Source organism: Salinicola halimionae (genome assembly GCF_003206065.1).
GTDB lineage: Bacteria > Pseudomonadota > Gammaproteobacteria > Pseudomonadales > Halomonadaceae > Salinicola > Salinicola halimionae.
In genome coordinates this window covers 509,013-528,175 of the sequence record NZ_PZJQ01000004.1, presented here as the reverse complement: position 1 = coordinate 528,175, position 19,163 = coordinate 509,013, and the positions used below count along the sequence as shown (strand labels likewise).

General features: G+C 61.6%; 15 protein-coding genes. 6 read left to right on the top strand and 9 right to left on the bottom strand.

What is annotated here, in order from left to right:
- Positions 1-49: 49 nt before the first annotated feature.
- Positions 50-2,218, bottom strand: a complete 2,169-nt coding sequence (locus tag DOM27_RS08335) for a TonB-dependent receptor (RefSeq protein ID WP_245392644.1) — start codon at positions 2,216-2,218, stop codon at positions 50-52.
- Between the two features lie 305 nt (positions 2,219-2,523).
- Here DOM27_RS08335 and DOM27_RS08330 point away from each other — a divergent pair, with 305 nt between their 5' ends.
- On the top strand, positions 2,524-3,471 hold the full coding sequence (locus DOM27_RS08330; protein ID WP_110655570.1) for an ABC transporter substrate-binding protein: 948 nt from the start codon (positions 2,524-2,526) through the stop codon (positions 3,469-3,471).
- A complete protein-coding gene (fhuB, locus tag DOM27_RS08325) occupies positions 3,468-5,465 on the top strand; it encodes a Fe(3+)-hydroxamate ABC transporter permease FhuB (RefSeq protein ID WP_110655569.1) in 1,998 nt (665 codons plus the stop codon). The genes DOM27_RS08330 and fhuB overlap by 4 nt, the downstream gene beginning before the upstream one ends.
- A 68-nt stretch (positions 5,466-5,533) precedes the next feature.
- Here the strand turns inward: fhuB and DOM27_RS08320 are convergent, their stop codons facing one another.
- The 7 genes from DOM27_RS08320 to DOM27_RS08290 form a co-directional block, all read right to left on the bottom strand.
- Complete coding sequence (locus DOM27_RS08320) at positions 5,534-5,779, bottom strand: hypothetical protein (protein WP_110655568.1); 246 nt, start codon at positions 5,777-5,779, stop codon at positions 5,534-5,536.
- A 241-nt stretch (positions 5,780-6,020) separates the two neighbouring features.
- Positions 6,021-6,896, bottom strand: coding sequence for an electron transfer flavoprotein subunit beta (locus DOM27_RS08315; protein ID WP_342588608.1), 876 nt, complete (start codon positions 6,894-6,896; stop codon positions 6,021-6,023).
- Positions 6,883-8,160, bottom strand: a complete 1,278-nt coding sequence (locus tag DOM27_RS08310; RefSeq protein ID WP_110655567.1) for an electron transfer flavoprotein subunit alpha/FixB family protein — start codon at positions 8,158-8,160, stop codon at positions 6,883-6,885. Before DOM27_RS08310 ends, DOM27_RS08315 begins: the two co-directional genes overlap by 14 nt.
- Positions 8,157-10,184 (bottom strand): (Fe-S)-binding protein, encoded by a 2,028-nt coding sequence (locus DOM27_RS08305; RefSeq protein ID WP_110655566.1) that lies wholly within the window; start codon positions 10,182-10,184, stop codon positions 8,157-8,159. The genes DOM27_RS08310 and DOM27_RS08305 overlap by 4 nt, the downstream gene beginning before the upstream one ends.
- 48 nt (positions 10,185-10,232) lie before the next feature.
- Positions 10,233-12,302, bottom strand: a complete 2,070-nt coding sequence (gene dgcA / locus DOM27_RS08300; RefSeq protein ID WP_110655565.1) for a dimethylglycine demethylation protein DgcA — start codon at positions 12,300-12,302, stop codon at positions 10,233-10,235.
- Between the two features lie 115 nt (positions 12,303-12,417).
- Complete coding sequence (locus DOM27_RS08295) at positions 12,418-12,948, bottom strand: DUF5943 domain-containing protein (protein ID WP_110655564.1); 531 nt, start codon at positions 12,946-12,948, stop codon at positions 12,418-12,420.
- A 180-nt stretch (positions 12,949-13,128) separates the two neighbouring features.
- Positions 13,129-14,106, bottom strand: a complete 978-nt coding sequence (locus DOM27_RS08290; protein ID WP_110655563.1) for a dipeptidase — start codon at positions 14,104-14,106, stop codon at positions 13,129-13,131.
- A 328-nt stretch (positions 14,107-14,434) separates the two neighbouring features.
- Here DOM27_RS08290 and DOM27_RS08285 point away from each other — a divergent pair, with 328 nt between their 5' ends.
- Positions 14,435-15,172: an AzlC family ABC transporter permease gene (locus DOM27_RS08285; RefSeq protein WP_425353287.1), complete on the top strand. Its 738-nt coding sequence runs from the start codon at positions 14,435-14,437 to the stop codon at positions 15,170-15,172.
- A complete protein-coding gene (locus tag DOM27_RS08280) occupies positions 15,169-15,516 on the top strand; it encodes an AzlD domain-containing protein (protein WP_110655561.1) in 348 nt (115 codons plus the stop codon). Before DOM27_RS08285 ends, DOM27_RS08280 begins: the two co-directional genes overlap by 4 nt.
- Positions 15,517-15,629: 113 nt before the next feature.
- Here the strand turns inward: DOM27_RS08280 and gbdR are convergent, their stop codons facing one another.
- Entirely contained in the window at positions 15,630-16,751 is a 1,122-nt protein-coding gene (gene gbdR, locus DOM27_RS08275) for a choline metabolism transcriptional regulator GbdR (protein WP_110655560.1), read from the bottom strand.
- Positions 16,752-17,145: 394 nt separating this feature from the next.
- Here gbdR and efeU point away from each other — a divergent pair, with 394 nt between their 5' ends.
- Positions 17,146-17,994, top strand: a complete 849-nt coding sequence (gene efeU, locus DOM27_RS08270; RefSeq protein WP_110656399.1) for an iron uptake transporter permease EfeU — start codon at positions 17,146-17,148, stop codon at positions 17,992-17,994.
- A 4-nt stretch (positions 17,995-17,998) separates the two neighbouring features.
- Positions 17,999-19,156: an iron uptake system protein EfeO gene (gene efeO, locus DOM27_RS08265; protein WP_188113700.1), complete on the top strand. Its 1,158-nt coding sequence runs from the start codon at positions 17,999-18,001 to the stop codon at positions 19,154-19,156.
- Positions 19,157-19,163: the final 7 nt, after the last annotated feature.

Sequence of the window (19,163 nt, the reverse complement as noted above, 5' to 3'; positions counted from 1 at the left end):
CGCCATTTGGTTTCTCTCAATCCTTGTTTCTTGACCGTTCGCAGGCCGATCAGAACTCGACGGTGGCCGATAACTTGACGGTACGCGGCTCGCCCTGAACCAGCGTCTGGAAGCCAGTCGTGGCGGCAGACTCCCAGTAATCTTCGTCGGTCACGTTGTCTATGCCTGCGCGCCAGATCAGGCTCGCCTGGTTGAGCGGCATGGTGTAGCGGAAACCCAGGTCGAGACGATTCCAGGGATCGACCTCGAGGTTGTTGGCTTCGTCGACGTACTGCGAGCCGGTGCGGATGAACCGGCCAGTGGCGGTGAGACGATCGACATGCGGAATATCCCATTCACCACCCAGCACGTATCGATAGGTCGGTACACCCGGCGCGTTGTTGCCGTCGTTCTCTCCATTGGTGGTATTGCGAAGCTCCGGGTCCATGAAGGTCGCGCTTGCCAACACGCGCACGCCATCCACTGGCGCGCCGTAGCCATTCAGCTCGATGCCGCGATTGCGTTGCTCGCCGTTGTAGCCGGCAGTGTTGTCCTCGATGCTGACCTGCGGCTGCTCGATCTGGAACAGGCTGATGCCGCCGCCGATATTGCCGTAATCGAACTTGGCGCCGATCTCGTCCTGCTTGGAGCGCACGATGCCTAGAATCTCGCCGCCGTTGCTGGCCGGCATGCCCCCGATTTGCGCTGGTGCTGACTCACCTTGCTGCAGCGCTTCGACATGGTTGGCATAAAGCGAGATCGCCGCCGTCGGCTTATAGACGATGCCATAGACGGGCGTGATGCGCGATTCGGTAAAGCGACTGCTTCGGGAGCCATCAAGCGCACTGTAATTGTTGACCTCGATTTCTTGATAACGTCCGCCCAAGGTCAGCAATAGACGATCATCGAAAAAGCCCAAGGTGTCGGACAATGCAACACCGTTGTTATAGGTTCGGCCAGTCGTATTGGGATCGCTAACATCTCCGAATGGGCTCCCCCCATCTCTGACCGGCACATCGGCTGGTTCGTATATATTGGTTGGAAGATTCGAACCACTGCCAAACGTGTAAGCCACGTCTTTACGTGCATAGACACTCGAGTAGCCCAGATTGACCTGATGAGAAACAGGGCCAGTATCCAGTTGACCGCGCAAACCGACTTGACTGGCGAAAGTTTCCGACTGGTAGGCGGTATCCAGTTGGCCGACCGTACCGTCGCCAGTTTCATCTAACAAACTCACAGAACCCGATAGACTCCGTTCATGCGTGCGATTACCCCCGATCGCCGCATAGCCGGTCCATGAGTCGCTGAAATCATACTCGCCACGCAACATGGCAAAGTTGGTCTCCAGGCTCGAGCGATTCCAGCTGGGGGTGTAGTTGCTGTCAGAATCCGGTACCGAGGGCACGGAATCCCCGGTGTAGTTGGTCAGGTTCACGTTTAGCCTCCCGCCATCGATGACTGACTTCTGGTGACCGACATCCAGCGATGCCCGAGCGCGATCGCCCCGGTAGTCAAGGCCCACAACGGCAGAGGTATTCTTGCGGCTCTCGTCATCGATGGCCGTATCCCCACGCCCACGGTTGATACTGGCCCGAACGCCATATTCGTTCTGATTGCCAAAACGTCGACCGACATCGAGCTGCGTTTCACCGTAGCTGTCCGACTGGTATCCCGTGGAAATTCTCGTGATCGGCTCGTCGGTCGCTCGCTTGGGTTCGATGTTGACCGCCCCGCCCACGCCAGTCCCGCCAGCCGGGACACCATTGGCAAACGCGCTGGCACCTTTGAACAGCTCGACGCGGCCCATCATGCTGGTGTTGATCAACTGACGAGGCAGCACGCCATAGAGCCCGCCGTAGGAAATATCGTCACCGTACAGATCGAACCCGCGGATCTTGAATGACTCCGAGTAGTTGCCGAAACCCTTGCCGACCATTACCGAGGCATCGTTCTGCAGTACGTCACCCAGCGTATCGGCTTGCTGGTTCTCGATCAGCTCATCGGTATAGCTGATGACATTGAACGGCACGTCCATCGTGTCCTGCTCGCCCAGGATCCCGATCCGTCCTCCCGCAGCGACCTGCCCGCCCGCAAAAGCCGGCGGCGGCGTATCGCCCTGGGTCAGAATCGCCTGACTGGTCACGGTGACCGTATCGAGAGACTGGCTGTCGCCGGGAGGGCTCTGAGCCCAGGCCGAAGACGCCAACGGCACGGTGCTGATGGCTACGAAAGTCATCAGGCGATAGGCCTGGCGACGATTTCCTAAAGACGAGTTCCCTGCTGGCATGTCGTTTTAGACCTGTTCTTGGTTTGACAACGGAAGCGGCGATGCTGGAACTGGCTGAGGACATGAATCAGCCGTATGGCGCACGATAAGCGGCATTCTATACGCACTTCGACGAAATGAAAATGAGAACGCTTCTTATGCGCACAAGAATTTCGAGTCGTCAAGCCTCGCTCTTTATTGATAACGATTGTCATTCGATCTACCATCACCGCCCGTAGTCGCATCCGGTGCCGCGTTTCTGGCCGGATGAACCCGTGCCATTTTTCCGTCGCCAGGAAACCGTCACTTTGCCGCGTGTTCGCTCTTTTCCCGCTCTCCTCGCACTTGCGGTTGCCGTGCTGCTGGGGATGAGCACCGCGCTTGCGGACGCCCAGGCCGACGCCGATTCGAAACCGCTGCGGATCGCCGCCTCCAACTGGACGGTGGCGGAGACGCTCATCGCGCTCGGCGTCAAGCCTTATGCCGTCTCCGACATTTCCAATTACGACGAATGGGTCAAGGCACCTGCGATTCCCCAATCGACGCTGGACATGGGACTGCGCAACGAGCCCAATCTCGAGCTTCTGGCTCAGGATCCACCGGACTTGTTGATGACCAGCGCGCTGTTTTCTCGCGACAACGCGCGTCTCGAGCGGCTGATGCCGGTGAAGGTGATCGACAACTTCTACACCGACCTGCCCTACTACGAAGCGACCCTGGCGATGACTCGCGAAATCGCCAGGTTGACCGATCGACAAGCGCAGGCGGAAGACTTGATCGCCGAGACAAACCAGGTGCTGGATCAGGCTGCGCGTGCCCTTGAGAATACCGAGACACCCCTTTTCATCGTCCAGTTCAGCGATGCCCAGCACGTTCGCGTCTTTGGTCAGGGCAACATGATCGGAACCCTTTTCTCGCGTACCGACCTGACCAATGCCTGGACGGGGCCTACCAATGCCTGGGGCTATGCCAGCATTCCGATCGATCGGCTCGCGGAGCGTCCCGAGGCGCGCATCGTGATCATCAAGCCCTATCCGCGCGGGGTGGGTGACGAACTCGCCAACAACCAGATCTGGCAGCACTTGCCTGCGGTCCGCGAGGGTCGCGTGAGCTATATCGATCCCGTGTGGCCTTATGGCGGGCTGATATCGTTGCAACGCCTCGCCCGGTCGCTGGTCGAAGTCAGCACGACGAGCCCCGCTGGGCTGGCCAGCGCGCCATGAAGCTTCGCGCGCAGACACCTGCCTGGTTCGCAACCGGCCTGGCGTTGCTGGCCCTGGCCCTGGGCTACGCCACGCTGGAGATTCAATTCATCGACCTGTCGGGGCACTGGTGGCAAGCCATCGTCGCTCCGGACGACGATCAGATTCGTCAGATCGTAATGCACTATACCTTTGCCCCCCGCCTGATGGTGGCGCTGCTGGGTGGCGCGGCGCTGGCGCTGGCCGGGTGTCTGATGCAGCAGGTACTGCGCAATCCACTGGCGTCTCCGGCAACGCTGGGCGTGACCAGCGGAGCGCAGCTGGCATTGGTGATCGCCACGCTGTGGGCACCTGGCTGGATGCTGGCCGGACGCGAATGGATCGCGCTGCTTGGGGGGATCGTCGCCACGCTGCTGGTCTTCGCGCTATCGTGGAAGCGGCGCCTGGCGCCGATGGTGGTGGTCCTTTCCGGCATGGTGGTCAGCCTTTACTTCAGCGCCATCAACAGCGCGCTGCTGCTTTTCCATCAGGAGAGCCTGTCGGGACTGTTCATCTGGGGATCAGGGGCACTCGCTCAGGATAACTGGCAAGACACCCAGTTTCTGCTGCTGCGCCTGGGTATCGTGATGGTGCTGGCGCTACTGATGCTGCGCCCGCTTTCGCTGCTGGATCTCGAAGAGGAAGGTGCCAAGAGCCTGGGGATTTCGCTGCACAAATTGCGCCTCGCAGGCCTGGGACTGGGTATTTTCATGACGGCTTGCGTGGTCAGCGCCATCGGCTTGATCGGCTTCATCGGCCTGGCCGCTCCCGCCCTCGCACGGCTTTCCGGGGCTCGTACGCTGTCCCAGCGCCTGGTCTGGTCGATGATTCTGGGTTCGCTGCTGCTTGCCGTGACGGATCTCGCCGTACAGCAACTTTCACCATTCACCGCTTCGCTGCTGCCAACGGGCGCCATGACGGCAGCGCTCGGCGCCCCGCTACTGTTGTGGCTGTTGCCACGTCTGAGGGTCAGTGGATCACGACCAACGCCCAGCACGGGGCTGACGCTACCGCGCCTTTCGCACCCGCCGCGACGTCTGTGGATTCTGGGAGGGCTGACGGTCATCGCCTGCGCCGCGGCGCTCGGCATCGGTTTCATGCTCGATAGCCATTCGATGTATCCCAGCCTGGTGGGGAGCGGTGATCTGGCACTGGTCGTCGATTGGCGCCTGCCGAGAGTCGCCACAGCCGCCGCAGCCGGGTTGATGCTAGCCATTGCCGGCACGCTGTTGCAGCGCATGACCGGCAACCCAATGGCCAGTCCGGAGGTACTGGGTATCAGTGCCGGCGTGGCGATCGGCGTGATTGCGCTGATGCTGTTACCGCTTGGCATCGCTCCGCTCAGCGGCTCTGTCATGGGATTCAGCGGCGCCGCCGTGGCCCTGCTGGTGCTGATCGTCTGCAATCGCCGCAGTGGTTTTGCCCCCGAACGATTGCTGTTGACCGGCATTGCCATCTCATCACTGCTGGATGCGATGCGCGCCATCGTGCTGGCCAGTGAGGACCCTCGCGCCCAGCAGCTGCTCTCGTGGTTGGGTGGCTCGACCTACTACGCCAGCTTGACCTCCAGCGCCTGGGTCGTGGTAATCGCGATCGTGCTGGCTGCACTGGCGCTGCCACTTCAGCGCTGGCTGACGCTGCTTCCGCTGGGGGCACCCACGGCCAAGGCTCTGGGGATGAACGTGGATCGTAGCCGACTACTGCTGCTCGCGCTGGTCGCCCTGCTGACCGTCGCCGCGACGCTGGTCATCGGCCCGCTGTCGTTCATTGGCTTGATGGCTCCGCACATGGCACGGCTGATGGGCTTCCATGGCGCACGGCACCAGTTGATCGGCGCGGGGCTACTGGGGATGCTGGTCATGGTGACTGCCGACTGGCTGGGCAGAAACCTGTTCTTCCCCTATCAATTGCCGGCAGGCCTGATCGCCGCACTGATTGGCGGCGTCTACTTCATGTGGGGGTTACGCCGACTCTAGCGGGCAGGTTTCACCGCGGCCATGAGACAGCCATATCGGTAACATCGGCGGCATCGAAAAATGCCGACTCAGACACCGCTGAAAACCGGCAGCAGATGGCGCTCTATCGCTTCCCGCACTGACGGCAACATCACATCGGTGTGCTGCATCAGGTCACGAATGGCAGGTTCAAGCCCGTCTATTCCTCTGGCGCGATAGCAGCCCGCAGCCAGCCTTGCGCAGGTCTCCGGGCATGCTTCCTCCGGAATGCGCACGCCGAGAGAAACCAGCCGCTGACGAAAATCCTCGCCATCGATGAGATCAACGATCATCATCTCCCACCTCCTGTTTGACGTTATTGATATCCATCATGCGGCTGACAGTTGATCGGCCAATCCGCATCGTGCTCAATGTTGACGCTCGTCTCCAAGCCTGTCTTCCGCCACCAATATGTACCCTGACGGGCCGGGCGCAGTCGATACGCGGATCGTCGATCTTCAACTTCCGTCCCGTCGAACCGAGAGGCATCGTGCCTGGCGCCCAGTCGGCGTCAGCGCGCATGCCGAAACCGATGGCCTACTGATCTGCGGCGGACGCTTCTTCGCTGATGGAAGGAGTTTTCTCTTCTCTCAGTATTTTCTCCTTACGTAGATAATCGATCAGCTTCTCAGCCGCCTGGTCAGGCGTCAGCCCGGAAAGCACCTGACCGCCTGACGCAGAAGACTTGGCCGCCGCGGCTTTGAAGCGATCCCGGGCGTTGCCGGATTTCACAACTTTGAGCCGCCTGGGTCTGGCTCGCGCCGGCTGAGTCTGCCACGCTCGACGAGCGGTATCGGGACTCGTCTCGATACCCTCGACTACGTTGATGCTGCCGCGCCGTGCGGGCCCGAAGGCGCTCTGTCGCGGCGCGGGGGCAACCGCATCGACGGCGACCAAACAGGGCAAGCGTACGTCTAGCCGCCGCCGCTGCCCCTGCGGTAACGCCTGCAACAGCGTGGCGCTACCCGCATCGACGCTTTCGATCGCCGCGATGCCGGCAACCACCGACCAGCCAAGCCGTTCCGCCAGCAGATAGGGAAGCATGGCGGAACCCTCGCCGCACTCGGCACGCTGGCCGGTCAGCACCAGTCGTGCACCACTATTCGCCAACCATTCCGACAGTGCTGCCACGGCATCGTCTTCGGTCGTCATGGGTAGCAGCGAGAGCTCCCCCGGACGATCATCGCCGAGCCCGTGAAACATGCCCAGATACGCTTCCAGGCAATCCCGCAACGCCCCATCGTCGGCGTCGCCGGCATGGGCCAGCTTCAGCGCCGATCCGGCCAGCATCAGCCCCATCTCGACGGCACGCGCGTCTTCTCGGGCGCGTCCGGCACGCCCGGAAACCGGGTGGCGTCCGCTGGAGACCAGAGCAAATACGGACACGCTATTGGCATCATCAGGCGGCATCATGCAGAGGCTCCTCGCCCGGTTGACTGGAGGCTTTCGGCTGACCCAGAGATTCACAGAGCGCTTTCAGCACGTCGTCGCCATCGGCGATGATCGCCAGATCGGCGCGTTTGACCATATCGCAGCTCGGGTCGCTATTGATCGCGATGACCCGCTGGCATCGAGCGATGCCCTGCAGATGTTGCACCGCACCGGAAATCCCCACCGCGATATAGCAACTGGCGGAGACGAACGTCCCGGTAGCACCGACCTGACGCGCTCTCGGCATATAGCCGTCGTCCACAGCGACACGCGACGCGCCCTCGCTGGCGCCGAGCACACGGGCCGCGTGGTGATAGCCTTCCCAGTCCCCGATACCACGCCCGGCCGAGAGGATGAACGGCGCCTGCGCCAGCGGGATCTGCTGCGGGTCGACCGCTACCCGGCCACGATCGATGATGCCGATGTCGACAGCCGCATCGGTGCCGCTCTGCCCGGTGTCGACCATCATCGGCCGCGCCTCGTGGCGTGTCTCGCTGACCGGTTCGGCGCACTCGGGTAGCGCCAGCAGCACTCGCGGTACGTCGCGCTGAATATCCTGGCGATCGCCGGCCCGCGACAGGCTCTTGCCGTCAGCCACCTGCCACACTCGCGTCGCCGCGCGCTCGCCTTGCGCACCATCCGACGGGACCGAAAGTCGCGCCGCCAGACGCCGCCCCAGATCGCCACCGCCGGGGAACGTATCCGCGAACAACCAGTGTGCCGGCGACAGCGACGCTTCGATCCGCTCGAGCCCCGCCAGTCGCGCCTCGGGGCAATAATCGCCATCCTCGGCGCTCGCCGAGAGGTCGAGCCAGCGATCCGCACCGGCCTCTTCCAGGCCGGTCACGCCACCCTGAAAGGTGATTGCGGTGACCGCCAATCGACGGTCGTCGGCCAGCTGTCTGGCGAGGCCGAAAAGATCCCGGTCGTGATCGCTCAAGCGCCCTTCGGCCAGCTCCGGCACCACCATGACGTAACCCGCCGGCTCGGCGATCACGATCTGTCGGCGAGAGGGTTCCGCGCTAGCCTGAGAAGCCGATACGCTGCTCGATTCGACCGAGGCGCCGCTGCGATCGATGCGCTTGATGCCGTTGGGGCCGATGGCTCCCACGAGGTGCGGATTGACTCGGGTTACGCCCTCGGCGCTGATCCAGCGCCACGCCGGACGCGCAAACTCCTGGTGACGCGGATGCAGCCGATTGCGACGCATGCGCTCGGCGTGGGGGTCGATACGCCTGATGCTCATGCCGGCACCTCATCGAAAAATTCGGAGTCGGCCGGGCTCACGATATCGTCCGCAGCTGTGGGCTGCTCGATAAGCGCGTCGGCGACCAGCTCGGCCAGATCCTTGATCTGGGGGCGCGGTTCGACCACGCCCTCGAGCATCGCGGTACATTGCGGACAGGCCACCGCGACGGTCGTCGCTCCGGTCTCGCGCACATCGATCATGCGCATGTCGGGAATCCGAGCCTTGCCGGGTACGTCGGATAGCGCAGCGCCCCCGCCCCCGCCACAGCAGCGCGAGCGATAGCCCGAGCGCTCCATTTCCGCCACGTCGAGTCCCAGTGCCGCCAGCACCTGGCGCGGCGCGGCAAATTCGCCGTTATAGCGACCCAGATAACAGGGATCGTGATAGGTGATGGTTTCGCGCTGCTCAGACGTTGCGACGCTCAGCCGCCCCGCGTCGAACAGCTCGGCAATGAAGGTCGAGTGATGCTTGACGACGTACTCGCCGCCGAAGGCGGGGTACTCGCGACCGATGACGTGGAAACTGTGCGGATCGGCGGTCACGATGCGCTGAAAGCGATAGCGCGAGAACGTCGCGATATTGCGCTCGGCCAGGCGCTGAAACGTCGCTTCGTCACCCAGACGCCGGGCGACGTCGCCGCTGTCGCGCTCTTCATCGCCGAGCACGGCGAAGTCGACATTACCCGCCCGCAGTATCTTCACCAGCGCACGCAGCGTGCGCTGATTGCGCATGTCAAAAGCGCCATCGCCCAGCCACAGCAGCACGTCGACCCCTTCAGGACGATCCTGGATGCGCGGAATCTCCAGATCCGCTGCCCAGTCCAGCCGGGAGGCGTTGTCTAGACCGCCGGGGTTATCGGTCGCGATCAGATTGTCGATCGCGGCCGCGCCCTTCTCCGGGGTTTCACCACGCTCCAAAGTGATGAAGCGGCGCATGTCGACGATCGCATCGACATGCTCGATCATCATCGGGCACTCTTCCACGCAGGCGCGGCAAGTCGTACAGGCCCAAAGCGTCTCGGCTTCGACCAGCTGTGGGACGATTGGCTCGGCGCTCGCCCCGTGGTGTTTACCCACTTCGATACCGGGATAGCCGGAACCTGCATAGCCCGAGTCAGTACCACCGGCCATGCCCACGACCATGTCCTGAATCAGCTTCTTGGGATTGAGCGGCTGGCCCGCGGCGAACGCTGGGCACACCGCCTGACAGCGTCCGCACTGCACGCAGGCATCGAAGCCCAACAGCTGCTCCCATTGGAAATCGGCGGGCTTCTCCACGCCCAGCTTTTCAGCGTTCAGGTCCAGCGGAAACAGTGCCGTCGAGCGGCTGCCACGGTGCTCGTCATGGCTAGCATCCTGATCGAATTGATGGCCGGACGGACGGATAGACTTGGGATGCCGATCATCGAAGCGCTCGGGACGGCGATGAAATGCCAGATGCAGCGACCCGGCGAAGGCATGTTTCATCGGTCCACCCCAGCCCATGCCGACGATCATTTCCAGCACGCCCCATGCCACCAGCGCGATCAGCAACACGGCCAGTACGCCGCCGCCGAACAATGCGGGAGCGATGCCAACCAGCGGCAGACTGATCAGAAACATTCCGACCGAGTAGGCCAGCAGACTTTTCGAGAGCCGCTGCCAGGGACCCCTTGAGAGCTTTTCAGGTGGCTTCACACGACGACGATTGACCGCGAGCGCACCGACGAACATCGCGGCACTCGCCGCCAGCAGCAGCCCGCCGAGAATCGGATGGCGCCAGCCAAAACCATGAACCACCACTGCTAGCGCCATTGCCGCAACGAAGCCGCCAGCCGTCGCCACATGGGTATGTGCCATCGCCTTGTCGCGGGCCACGACGTGGTGCAGATCGTTCAGATAACGCTTCGGTATCAGCAAGATTCGCCGCCACACCATCGGCGAGCGCCGGCCCTGCCGCCATAACCGCACGCGGCGCAAGGCGCCTATCGCGCCCACGATCAGTGCCGCAAAGATCAAGATGGGGAGTAGCGTCTGCAACATGGTGCTTCTCCAAAAAAGCCGCTGACGTCGAGCTCAGCCCGTCCCGCCTCAAAGATCCTTGCAGAGGCGGAGCGCATCGTATATCGCCGCATGCGTATTCCTCGGCGCCACGCAATCTCCCAACCGGAACAGCGCGAACTCTCCCGTCTCGGCCAAGGTTGGCTGCGGCTGAATTGCGTAAAGCGCTTCGAGATCGATCTGACCGTGGTTGCGTGAGCGATCCTTCAGCGCGTAATAGAGGCCTTCATCCGGCCGCACGCCGTTCTCGACGATCACCTGATCGACCACGCGCTCCTCATGCTCGCCGGTGTATTCGTTCTCCAGCACCGCCACCAGCTTGTCGCCCTCGCGATAGACCTTGTGCAACGCTAGATCGCCGGTCATCACCACCGCCTTCTGATAGAGGCTGCGGTAATACGTCGGGAAGGTGGTGCCGCCAATGGCCACGCCAGGTTTGGTGTCGTCGGTCACGATCTCGACCGTGGCGCCCTTGCTGGCGCAGTAATCGGCAGTGGACATGCCGCTGAACTCGCACATGGTGTCGTAAATCAGGACGTTGCTGCCGGGTTCTACCTTGCCACCAAGAATGTCCCAGCTGCTGACCACCAGCCTCTCGTCAGGATTGTCCGAGTAGCCCCACTCCGGCACCTGTTCGAGGAACGGATGGCCGCCGTTGGCGAGAACCACTACGTCCGGCTGCAGGTCGCGAATCGTCGCGTCGTCAGCGCGTGTTTCCAAATGAATGTCGACGCCGAGACGCGACAGCTCCATCTCGTACCAGCGGGTGATGCCGGCAATCTGGTCACGCTGTGGCGCTCTGGACGCCAAAGTGATCTGTCCGCCCAACTGCGGCTCGGCCTCGAACAGGGTGACATCGTGGCCGCGCTCGGCGGCAACGCGGGCCGCCTCCATCCCACCGGGGCCGCCACCGACCACCACCAACTTGCGTTTAGGGCCGGTGGATTTCTCGATGATGTGCGGCAGGCCCATATACTCCCGCGAGGTCGCGGCGTTCTGGATGCATAGCACGTCGAGGCCCTGGTACTGGCGATCGATGCAGTAGTTGGCGCCCACGCACTGACGGATCTGATCGGTTTGCCCGGCCTTGATCTTGGCGATCAGATGCGGGTCGGCGATATGGGCGCGGGTCATCCCCACCAGATCGACATAGCCGCCTTCGAGCACGCGCTCGGCCTGGGTCGGATCCTTGATGTTCTGGGCGTGAATCACCGGCACCGAGACCACCTCCTTGATGCCCGCCGCCAGATGCAGAAACGGCTCCGGCGGATAGGACATGTTAGGGATCACGTTGGCCAGCGTGTCGTGGGTGTCGCAGCCGGAGCCGACCACGCCGAAGAAGTCGACCATGCCGGTGGCATCGTAATAGGCAGCAATCTGCTTCATGTCATCCTGAGACAAGCCGTCCGGATGGAACTCGTCACCGCAGATGCGCATGCCGACGCAGAAATCGTCACCAACCTCGGCACGCACGGCCTTGAGCACCTCCATGCCGAAGCGCATACGGTTCTCGAAGCTGCCGCCCCACTGGTCGGTGCGCTTGTTGACGCGTGGACTCCAGAACTGATCGATCAAATGCTGATGAACAGCAGACAACTCGCAGCCGTCGAGGCCGCCCTCTTTCACCCGGCGTGCGCCCTGGGCGAAATCGGAAATCACGCGCCAGATCTCTTCTTCCTCGATGGTCTTGCAGGTCGCACGGTGGACCGGCTCACGAATGCCCGAAGGCGACATCAGTGTCGACCAGTGGTGCCCATCCCAGCGCGAGCGACGACCCATATGTGTGATCTGGATCATGATCTTGCCGCCATGTTTGTGCACGGCATCGGCAAGATTCTGGAAATGCGGAATGATGCGATCGGTGGCGACGTTGACCGAACTCCACCACTGTTGCGGGCTATCAATGGAAACCGGCGAGGACCCCCCACAGATGCAAAGCCCGCAGCCGCCTTTCGACTTCTCTTCGTAATACCTGACGTAACGGTCCGTCGTCATCCCACCATCGGTGGCATAAACCTCGGCGTGAGCGGTACTGACCACACGGTTACGTATCGTCAGCTTACCGATCTGGATCGGCTTGAATAAGGCTTCGTGCGCCATGGTCGGTGACTCCTCTCTGCCCTCTGGCGGGGCTAATTGAGCTCAGAACGCGTCGATTGACGGGTAAATCCGGTAGGTGAAGGCGGTCCGAGCTCGGATCGCTTCAAGAAAGAACTCAGCGCGGATCGACTTCGAAATAGCCAACATCGCAACCCTCTTCAGCGCCGCTTTGGGTTTGCTCGGCGTGGGTGCGAACCTCACTGCCGCGAACTTCTAAAATCTGGTCCATGGCGCCGGCGAACCAGCCGGTGAACATGTAGTCGACCTTCGTGTTGGTCTTGCCGAGCTGATAGACGAAACAGGAGTGCTCAAGGCGAATCTTCGCCGTGCCCGCTTCCAGATCGATCTCGTCGGTGATGAACTTCCCCCAACCACGCTGCGAGAGACGATTCATGTAGTGCTCGAACACCGCCACGCCCTCGATGCCATGCAGCGCGGCTTCCTTCTCGCACCAGTACCAGGCCGATTTGTAGCCAGCGTCATACAGCAGCTTGGCATAGGCATCGACACCCAATGCACCCTCGATCGCCATATGGTTGTTGATGAAAAAGTGGCGCGGCACATAGAGCATCGGCAGCGCATCGGTAGTCCAGATACCGGTGTCGCTGTCCACGTTGATCGGCAGTTCAGGGGCCATCAGGGTCATATCGATTACCTCGGAAATTGTTCTTTGACTGCAAGCTGCGAGCCGTATCTTCTGCGATATTCGAGGAGCCGAGCGAGCGATCGAAGATCAGGCGAAGTCTGTCGGTATCGCACAGTGACGTGGTTGTACATGAGCAGAGGCCGGCAGACTTCAACGCCGAATTCGCGACGCGCAGCCGGCTTACTCGCCCCAGACGTTGCCAAGAGTCCGCATCCAGTTTTCACCCATGATCTTCCTCACCACCGGCTCGGAAAGACCGTGATCCAGCAGTGCCTGGGTGAGGTTGGGGAACTCGCCGATCGTGCGGAAACCCTTGGGATTGATGATTTCGCCGAAGCGGGTCAGGCGACGAGCGTAGCCCTTGTCGTGAGTCAGCCACTCGAAGAAGGCTTCATCCTGGCCCTGGGTGAAGTCGGTGCCGATACCGATGGCGTCCTCACCGACGATATTCATGATGTAAACGATCGCCTCGACGTAATCCTCGACCGTGGCGTTGACGCCGGCACGCAGGAAAGGCGTAAACATGGTCACGCCGACGAAGCCACCGTGGTCGGCGATGAACTTGAGCTCGTCATCGCGTTTGTTGCGAGGATGTTCTTTCAGACCGGTAGGTAGGCAGTGGGAGTAGCAGACCGGTTTTTTCGACTCGAGGATGACTTCTTCAGAGGTCTTGGAACCGACGTGGGAGAGATCGCACATCATGCCGACGCGGTTCATCTCGCCGATCACCTCGCGGCCATAGCCGGATAACCCGCCGTCGCGTTCATAGCAGCCGGTGCCGACCAGATTCTGGGTGTTGTAGCACATCTGGGTAATGCCCACGCCGAGCTTCTTGAAGATCTCGACGTAGCCCAGGTTATCCTCGAAGGCATAGGCGTTCTGGAAGCCGAGAATGATTCCGGTCTTGCCCTCTTCCTTGGCGCGAGTGATGTCGCGGGTGGTGTGCACCGGCCGCACCAGCTCGGCGTTATCGCGCATCAGCTTGTTGACGCTGACGATATTGTCGACGGTAGCTTCGAAATCCTCCCACACCGACACCGTGCAGTTGGCGGCGGTCAGCCCACCCTTGCGCATATCCTCGAATAGCGCGCGATCCCACTTGGCGATGATCAAACCATCGATGATGATGGCATCGTCGTGCAGAGATGACGTCGGCATGCGGAAATCCTCCTTGGTTGGGCGCCCGTCACGAATTGGCTTGTTGAAGCACCGGGACGACTGTTCTGCGCAGCATATCCCTGCGTCCGCGCCACTCGCCGACCGAAAGCGAATTCGAGTGTTCCGATTGCGCCACATCGAATGTCCTCACCACGACAGCCATACCCGACAGTACCGACCATGCGAGACGTGATTGACGCGCGAGAGCTCGTTGGATAGAACAGTCGATTCGGCTCAGGACTGTCGCCCCCGCGACATGACCGCCACACGACCGGTCACTTTCGTCCAAATCAAGTCACTATCGCCCACACCAAGGAAGATGAATCGAATGTCTGACATCGGGATATCACGTCGACCCCAAGGTTGGCTGATGGGGGTGCGCGAGGCGGTCCCGTTACTGGGCGGCTATATCCCGGTGGCGATCTCGTTCGGGCTGATTTCCACTCAGGCCGGATTCAGCACTGCCGAGACGATGGCGATCTCGACGTTGATCTATGCCGGCGCTTCGCAGTTTCTGTTCGTGGGGATGATCGCCAGCGGCTCTCCACTATGGTTGACCGTGGCGATGACACTGCTGATCAACGTGCGCCACGTCGTCTACGCGCCAAACCTGGCGCCTTGGCTGCCAAGAAGTCGCTGGTGGCCGTGGCTGATGCATGGCCTCACCGACCAGATCTTCGCCCTGGCCCACAGCCGGCTACCGCAGTTGCCGGAATCGCAGCGCGTCGGTTGGTTCTTCGGCGCAGCACTGCTGGCCTGGCTCAGTTGGATCGCGGGGTCGCTGCTGGGTGCGGTGGCGGGAGAGTGGCTGACGAGCCGCTGGCCGCTGCTCGGGGAGGTAATGCCGTTCGCGCTGCCGGCGCTCTTCGTGGTGTTGATCGTGCCACGTTTCACTTCGCGACGCTGGGCCGCCGCGCTCAGCACCAGTGTCGCCGTCGGCCTGCTTTGCACACTGATAGGATTGACCAATATCGGCATTCCGCTGGCAGCGACGTGCGGTGCATTCTGCTTCTATATGGTCCGCCTGCCGGAGACGACCACACCAGACAGAGGGGGACGCGCATGAGCCTCGAACTCTGGATCGGCATGCTCGTGGCGGCGCTAGGTACCTATCTGATCCGGCTGCTGCCGTTGCTCTGGATGCAGAAACGACTGACGCGCCGCGAGGCGAATGGCCCCGTCGACGCGCTGCCGAAGTGGTTGGTGGTTCTGGGACCGATGATGATCGCCGCGGTACTGGGCGTATCACTGGTACCCCGCACTCCCGATGCCGCCGGTTGGCTGGCAACGCTCATAGGGTTAGGAGTAACGCTCGTCGTCTGGCGGCGCACGCGTTCATTAGGCTGGCCGGTCGTTGCTGGTGTCATTACTTTCGGGATCGTGGTCATTGTGGCCAGAGCCGTTATGTAGGCCAACAGAACGCAGGTAACACGGCGATATCGAGCGGCAAAACGGCGTCAGTTGCAAGAAGACATCGGGCGGCACAAGAGCCGCCCGATCGGTAGGTATCAGATCAACCGCTCTCACCCCAGGGCGATACTGGCGTAGGTCGGTTCTCCCCGGGCATGACTCAACGCGACGGTAGCGCTGCTGGACTGCATGAGCGGATCGCTGCCCGCCAGTGGAACGAATGCAGGCTCCAGCCGGCGGATCTTCAACGTTTCACCACGGTCCTCACGCGGCGGCGTACCGAAGAACTCGCGGTAGCACTTCGAGAAGTGAGGCGTGGAAACGAAGCCGCAAGCGGAAGCGATCTCGATGATCGGCAGCGGAGTCTGCTTGAGCAGCTGTCGCGCGCGCGTCAGCCGCAGCTTGAGATAGTAGCGCGAAGGCGAACAGTGCAAATGGCGCTGAAACAGTCGTTCGAGCTGACGCCGGGAAACATCGACGTAGCTTGCCAGTTCGTCGAGCTCGATCGGCTCTTCGATATTGGCTTCCATCAATGCCACGATTTCCAGCAGCTTAGGCTGAGTGGTACCCAGCACGTGCTTGAGAGGCACTCGCTGCTGATCCTCCTCGCCGCGCACACGCTCGTAGATGAACATTTCCGAAATGGCCGCGGATAGCTCGCGGCCGTGATCGCGGCCGATCAGATTGAGCATCATGTCCAGCGGTGCGGTACCACCGGAGGCGGTGAAACGATCGCGGTCGATCGAGAACAACCGTGTGCTCCAGGCCGTGCGGGGATAAGCCTCCTGAATCGCAGCCAGACACTCCCAGTGAATGCTGGCATCGTACCCGTTAAGCAGGCCGGCCTGTGCCAGCGCCCAACTGCCGGTGCAGACCGAGCCAACCCGCCTCAACTGACGATGGCGACTCTGCAGCCAGGTCAGCAAGGCCGGCGTGACCGAGCGTTGCGGCGCGACGCCACCGCAGACCACCAGCCAGTCGAGCCGTAGCGGCGAGTAGGCGCTGGCATCTGGCGTCACCTGCATGCCATCGCTGGCTCGCACAGGGGCGCCATCCATGGTCATCACGTACCAGCGGTACAGCTCGCGACCGGCCAGTTGATTGGCCATTCGCAACGGCTCGATTGCCGAGGCCAGCGAGATCAGAGTGAAGTCTTCCAGCAGCAGAAAACCTAGTGTCTGCGGCTCCGGTACGGCATTGGCGCGGCCGGTGCCTCGAACGGGATTGATTGCCATTTCACGTCTCCTCCAAGGATATAGAACGGTTATTGTTATCGGTTCCCTGGCATCTGTCGGTCTCGGTCCATGGCGATTTCATCGGCGTCGGACGACTCGTGACAGCGATCGCCAGGCGACTTTTACAGCGCCTTGACGGTCTAGTTCGACTGTAATCCCTGTGACGACACGACGCATGCGTTTTTATCTCTCCGCGACAGGCTAACCGCCATCAGATACTTCGATGTCGCATTTAGAACAGAAAGCAGCCGGTTAGCCGAACTGATGTCGCGATCCCGATGGTTAAACGAAAAATCATTACCGATTGCATTTGATAACACGTATCATTCGTGCCGTTCGCCCGCCACGTGCGGTTCTGTCTGATGATCGTTTCGTTCGCAATCGGGTTCCCATCATGTTGGTACCATTTTTAATCATGCTGAGAGAGGGACTGGAAGCCGCTCTCGTCGTTGGCATCATCGCAAGCTATCTGCGCCAGACCGGGCGTGGCGCCTGGATGCCCGCCGTCTGGATCGGCATTTTCCTGGCCGCAGCGCTGGCCCTGTTCGTCGGTGCAGGCCTGCAGTTCGCCAGTGCGGAATTCCCGCAGCGCCAGCAGGAAATGTTCGAAGCCGTGGTCGGCTTTCTCGCCGTTGGCGTCCTGACCTGGATGGTGCTGTGGATGCGGCGCGCCGCCAGCGGTATGCGCCAGGGGCTGACACAAGCGCTCGACCACGCTTTTCGTAGTGGTCGACGACACACCTATGCACTGATCGTCATGGTCTTTCTGGCCGTGGCACGCGAAGGCCTGGAATCGATCTTCTTCCTACTCGCCGTTTTTCAGCAAAGCACCAGCGCTCATGCACCTTTGGGCGCGCTGCTTGGTCTGGGTGTCGCCGCAGTCGCCGGGTTGGCTCTCTATCGTGGCAGCCTGAAACTACCGCTGGGGCATTTTTTCCGCGTGACAGGGATGTTCATTCTGTTGGTCGCTGCCGGCCTATTCTCCGGCTCCGTGCGTGCGTTGCACGAAGCCGGGCTGTGGAATCATGCCCAACAGGTCGTGTTCGATCTAAGTAATACCCTACCGCTGGATACGCCGCTCGGCTCGCTGTTCGCCGGCATCTTCGGTTATCAGCCTGCTCCGACGGTCAGCGAAGTAGTCGCCTATGTCGGCTATCTCGTCGCTGCGCTTTGGCTGTTGCAACCACGTCCGACATCACGCCGGATCGCACCGGCACCCCGCACTCAGCAAGGGCGGGCCTGAAGTCATGTCCAACGCCGTTCACCCTGCGACGCCCTCTCCGCGCGCGCTGCGCCTTGGCCTCGTCATGTCGTTCCTGCTCGTGCTGTTTGCATTGGGTGTATTCACCCTGTCGCTCGAGGCGGTCAGATCACCAAACGAAGACGGTTATCGGGTCAACGTCACTTCCAGTGGCTGCGAGCCGAATCGTCTGGAAGTTCCCGCCGGACAACGAACCTTTACCGTCGTCAATCAGTCGGATCGCGCCATCGAGTGGGAAATCGTCGACGGCGTCATGGTGCTCGCGGAACGTGAAAATATCGCTCCCGGCCTACGCCAGCCGCTGACCGCCACGCTGAAAGCCGGCGACTATGCGATGACCTGTGGTCTGCTCAGCAATCCGCACGGTACCCTGCACGTCGTCGCTGGCGACTCGAATGCCGAACCTGCCGCCCTTTCCACCACGGCCTTCATCGGGCCGCTGGCTGAATATCGCGTCTACACCACACTGCAACTGCGAAAGCTCCGCAGCAGCGCCGATGAATTACGTGATGCCATAGCCGCCGGCGATCTCTCGGCAGCCCAGCAGGCCTACCGGGAAGCGCGTCGCATCGATCTGCATCTGGCGATGCCGATCGGCCTCTTCAGTGATATCGACCAGCGCCTCAATGCGCATGCCGACGATTTCGAGCAACGCGAGAATGACCCCGCCTTCGTCGGCTTCCATCGGCTCGCCGGCGGTCTGTTCGAGCGTCAGAGCACCGCGGACTTGAGTACCGCTGCCGAACAGCTGGTGACAGACGTGGAAACGTTGGCCACCCGGCTCAAGAGCGCTTCGATTCCGCCCCAGCAGTTGGCGGACGGCAGCGCTCGCGTGCTCGAAACGTGGCTCGATCATCACCGCGACGACACTAGCATCGAAGCGCGGGATCTCGCCGATCTCATCGCTTTGACGGAAGGCGCCGACAAAATCGTCTCGCTGCTGTCGCCACTGCTGGAAAGCCAGTCCCCGGAAATCCTGCACACGCTCGAGTCCAATCTGACCGCGCTACAACGGGACCTTCAGGCGGACACCGATTCGCCCACATCGCGAGGCGCAGTTGACGACGCTGATTTGCTGCAGACAACCCGGGCGTTGGCCAACTCGCTCTCCGACATCAATCACGCACTCACTTTGGAAGGCTAAACGGCCC

Excerpts from the sequence above, each read along its gene's own strand:
- efeU (WP_110656399.1), top strand. The coding sequence starts at position 17,146 with ATGTTGGTACCATTTTTAATCATGCTGAGAGAGGGACTGGAAGCCGCT.
- DOM27_RS08315 (WP_342588608.1), bottom strand. The coding sequence starts at position 6,896 with ATGATGCCGCCTGATGATGCCAATAGCGTGTCCGTATTTGCTCTGGTC.
- DOM27_RS08290 (WP_110655563.1), bottom strand. The coding sequence starts at position 14,106 with ATGCCGACGTCATCTCTGCACGACGATGCCATCATCATCGATGGTTTG.
- DOM27_RS08335 (WP_245392644.1), bottom strand. The coding sequence starts at position 2,218 with ATGACTTTCGTAGCCATCAGCACCGTGCCGTTGGCGTCTTCGGCCTGG.
- DOM27_RS08280 (WP_110655561.1), top strand. The coding sequence starts at position 15,169 with ATGAGCCTCGAACTCTGGATCGGCATGCTCGTGGCGGCGCTAGGTACC.
- DOM27_RS08305 (WP_110655566.1), bottom strand. The coding sequence starts at position 10,184 with ATGTTGCAGACGCTACTCCCCATCTTGATCTTTGCGGCACTGATCGTG.
- dgcA (WP_110655565.1), bottom strand. The coding sequence starts at position 12,302 with ATGGCGCACGAAGCCTTATTCAAGCCGATCCAGATCGGTAAGCTGACG.
- DOM27_RS08310 (WP_110655567.1), bottom strand. The coding sequence starts at position 8,160 with ATGAGCATCAGGCGTATCGACCCCCACGCCGAGCGCATGCGTCGCAAT.
- fhuB (WP_110655569.1), top strand. The coding sequence starts at position 3,468 with ATGAAGCTTCGCGCGCAGACACCTGCCTGGTTCGCAACCGGCCTGGCG.
- DOM27_RS08320 (WP_110655568.1), bottom strand. The coding sequence starts at position 5,779 with ATGATGATCGTTGATCTCATCGATGGCGAGGATTTTCGTCAGCGGCTG.
- gbdR (WP_110655560.1), bottom strand. The coding sequence starts at position 16,751 with ATGGCAATCAATCCCGTTCGAGGCACCGGCCGCGCCAATGCCGTACCG.
- DOM27_RS08295 (WP_110655564.1), bottom strand. The coding sequence starts at position 12,948 with ATGACCCTGATGGCCCCTGAACTGCCGATCAACGTGGACAGCGACACC.
- DOM27_RS08285 (WP_425353287.1), top strand. The coding sequence starts at position 14,435 with ATGTCTGACATCGGGATATCACGTCGACCCCAAGGTTGGCTGATGGGG.
- efeO (WP_188113700.1), top strand. The coding sequence starts at position 17,999 with ATGTCCAACGCCGTTCACCCTGCGACGCCCTCTCCGCGCGCGCTGCGC.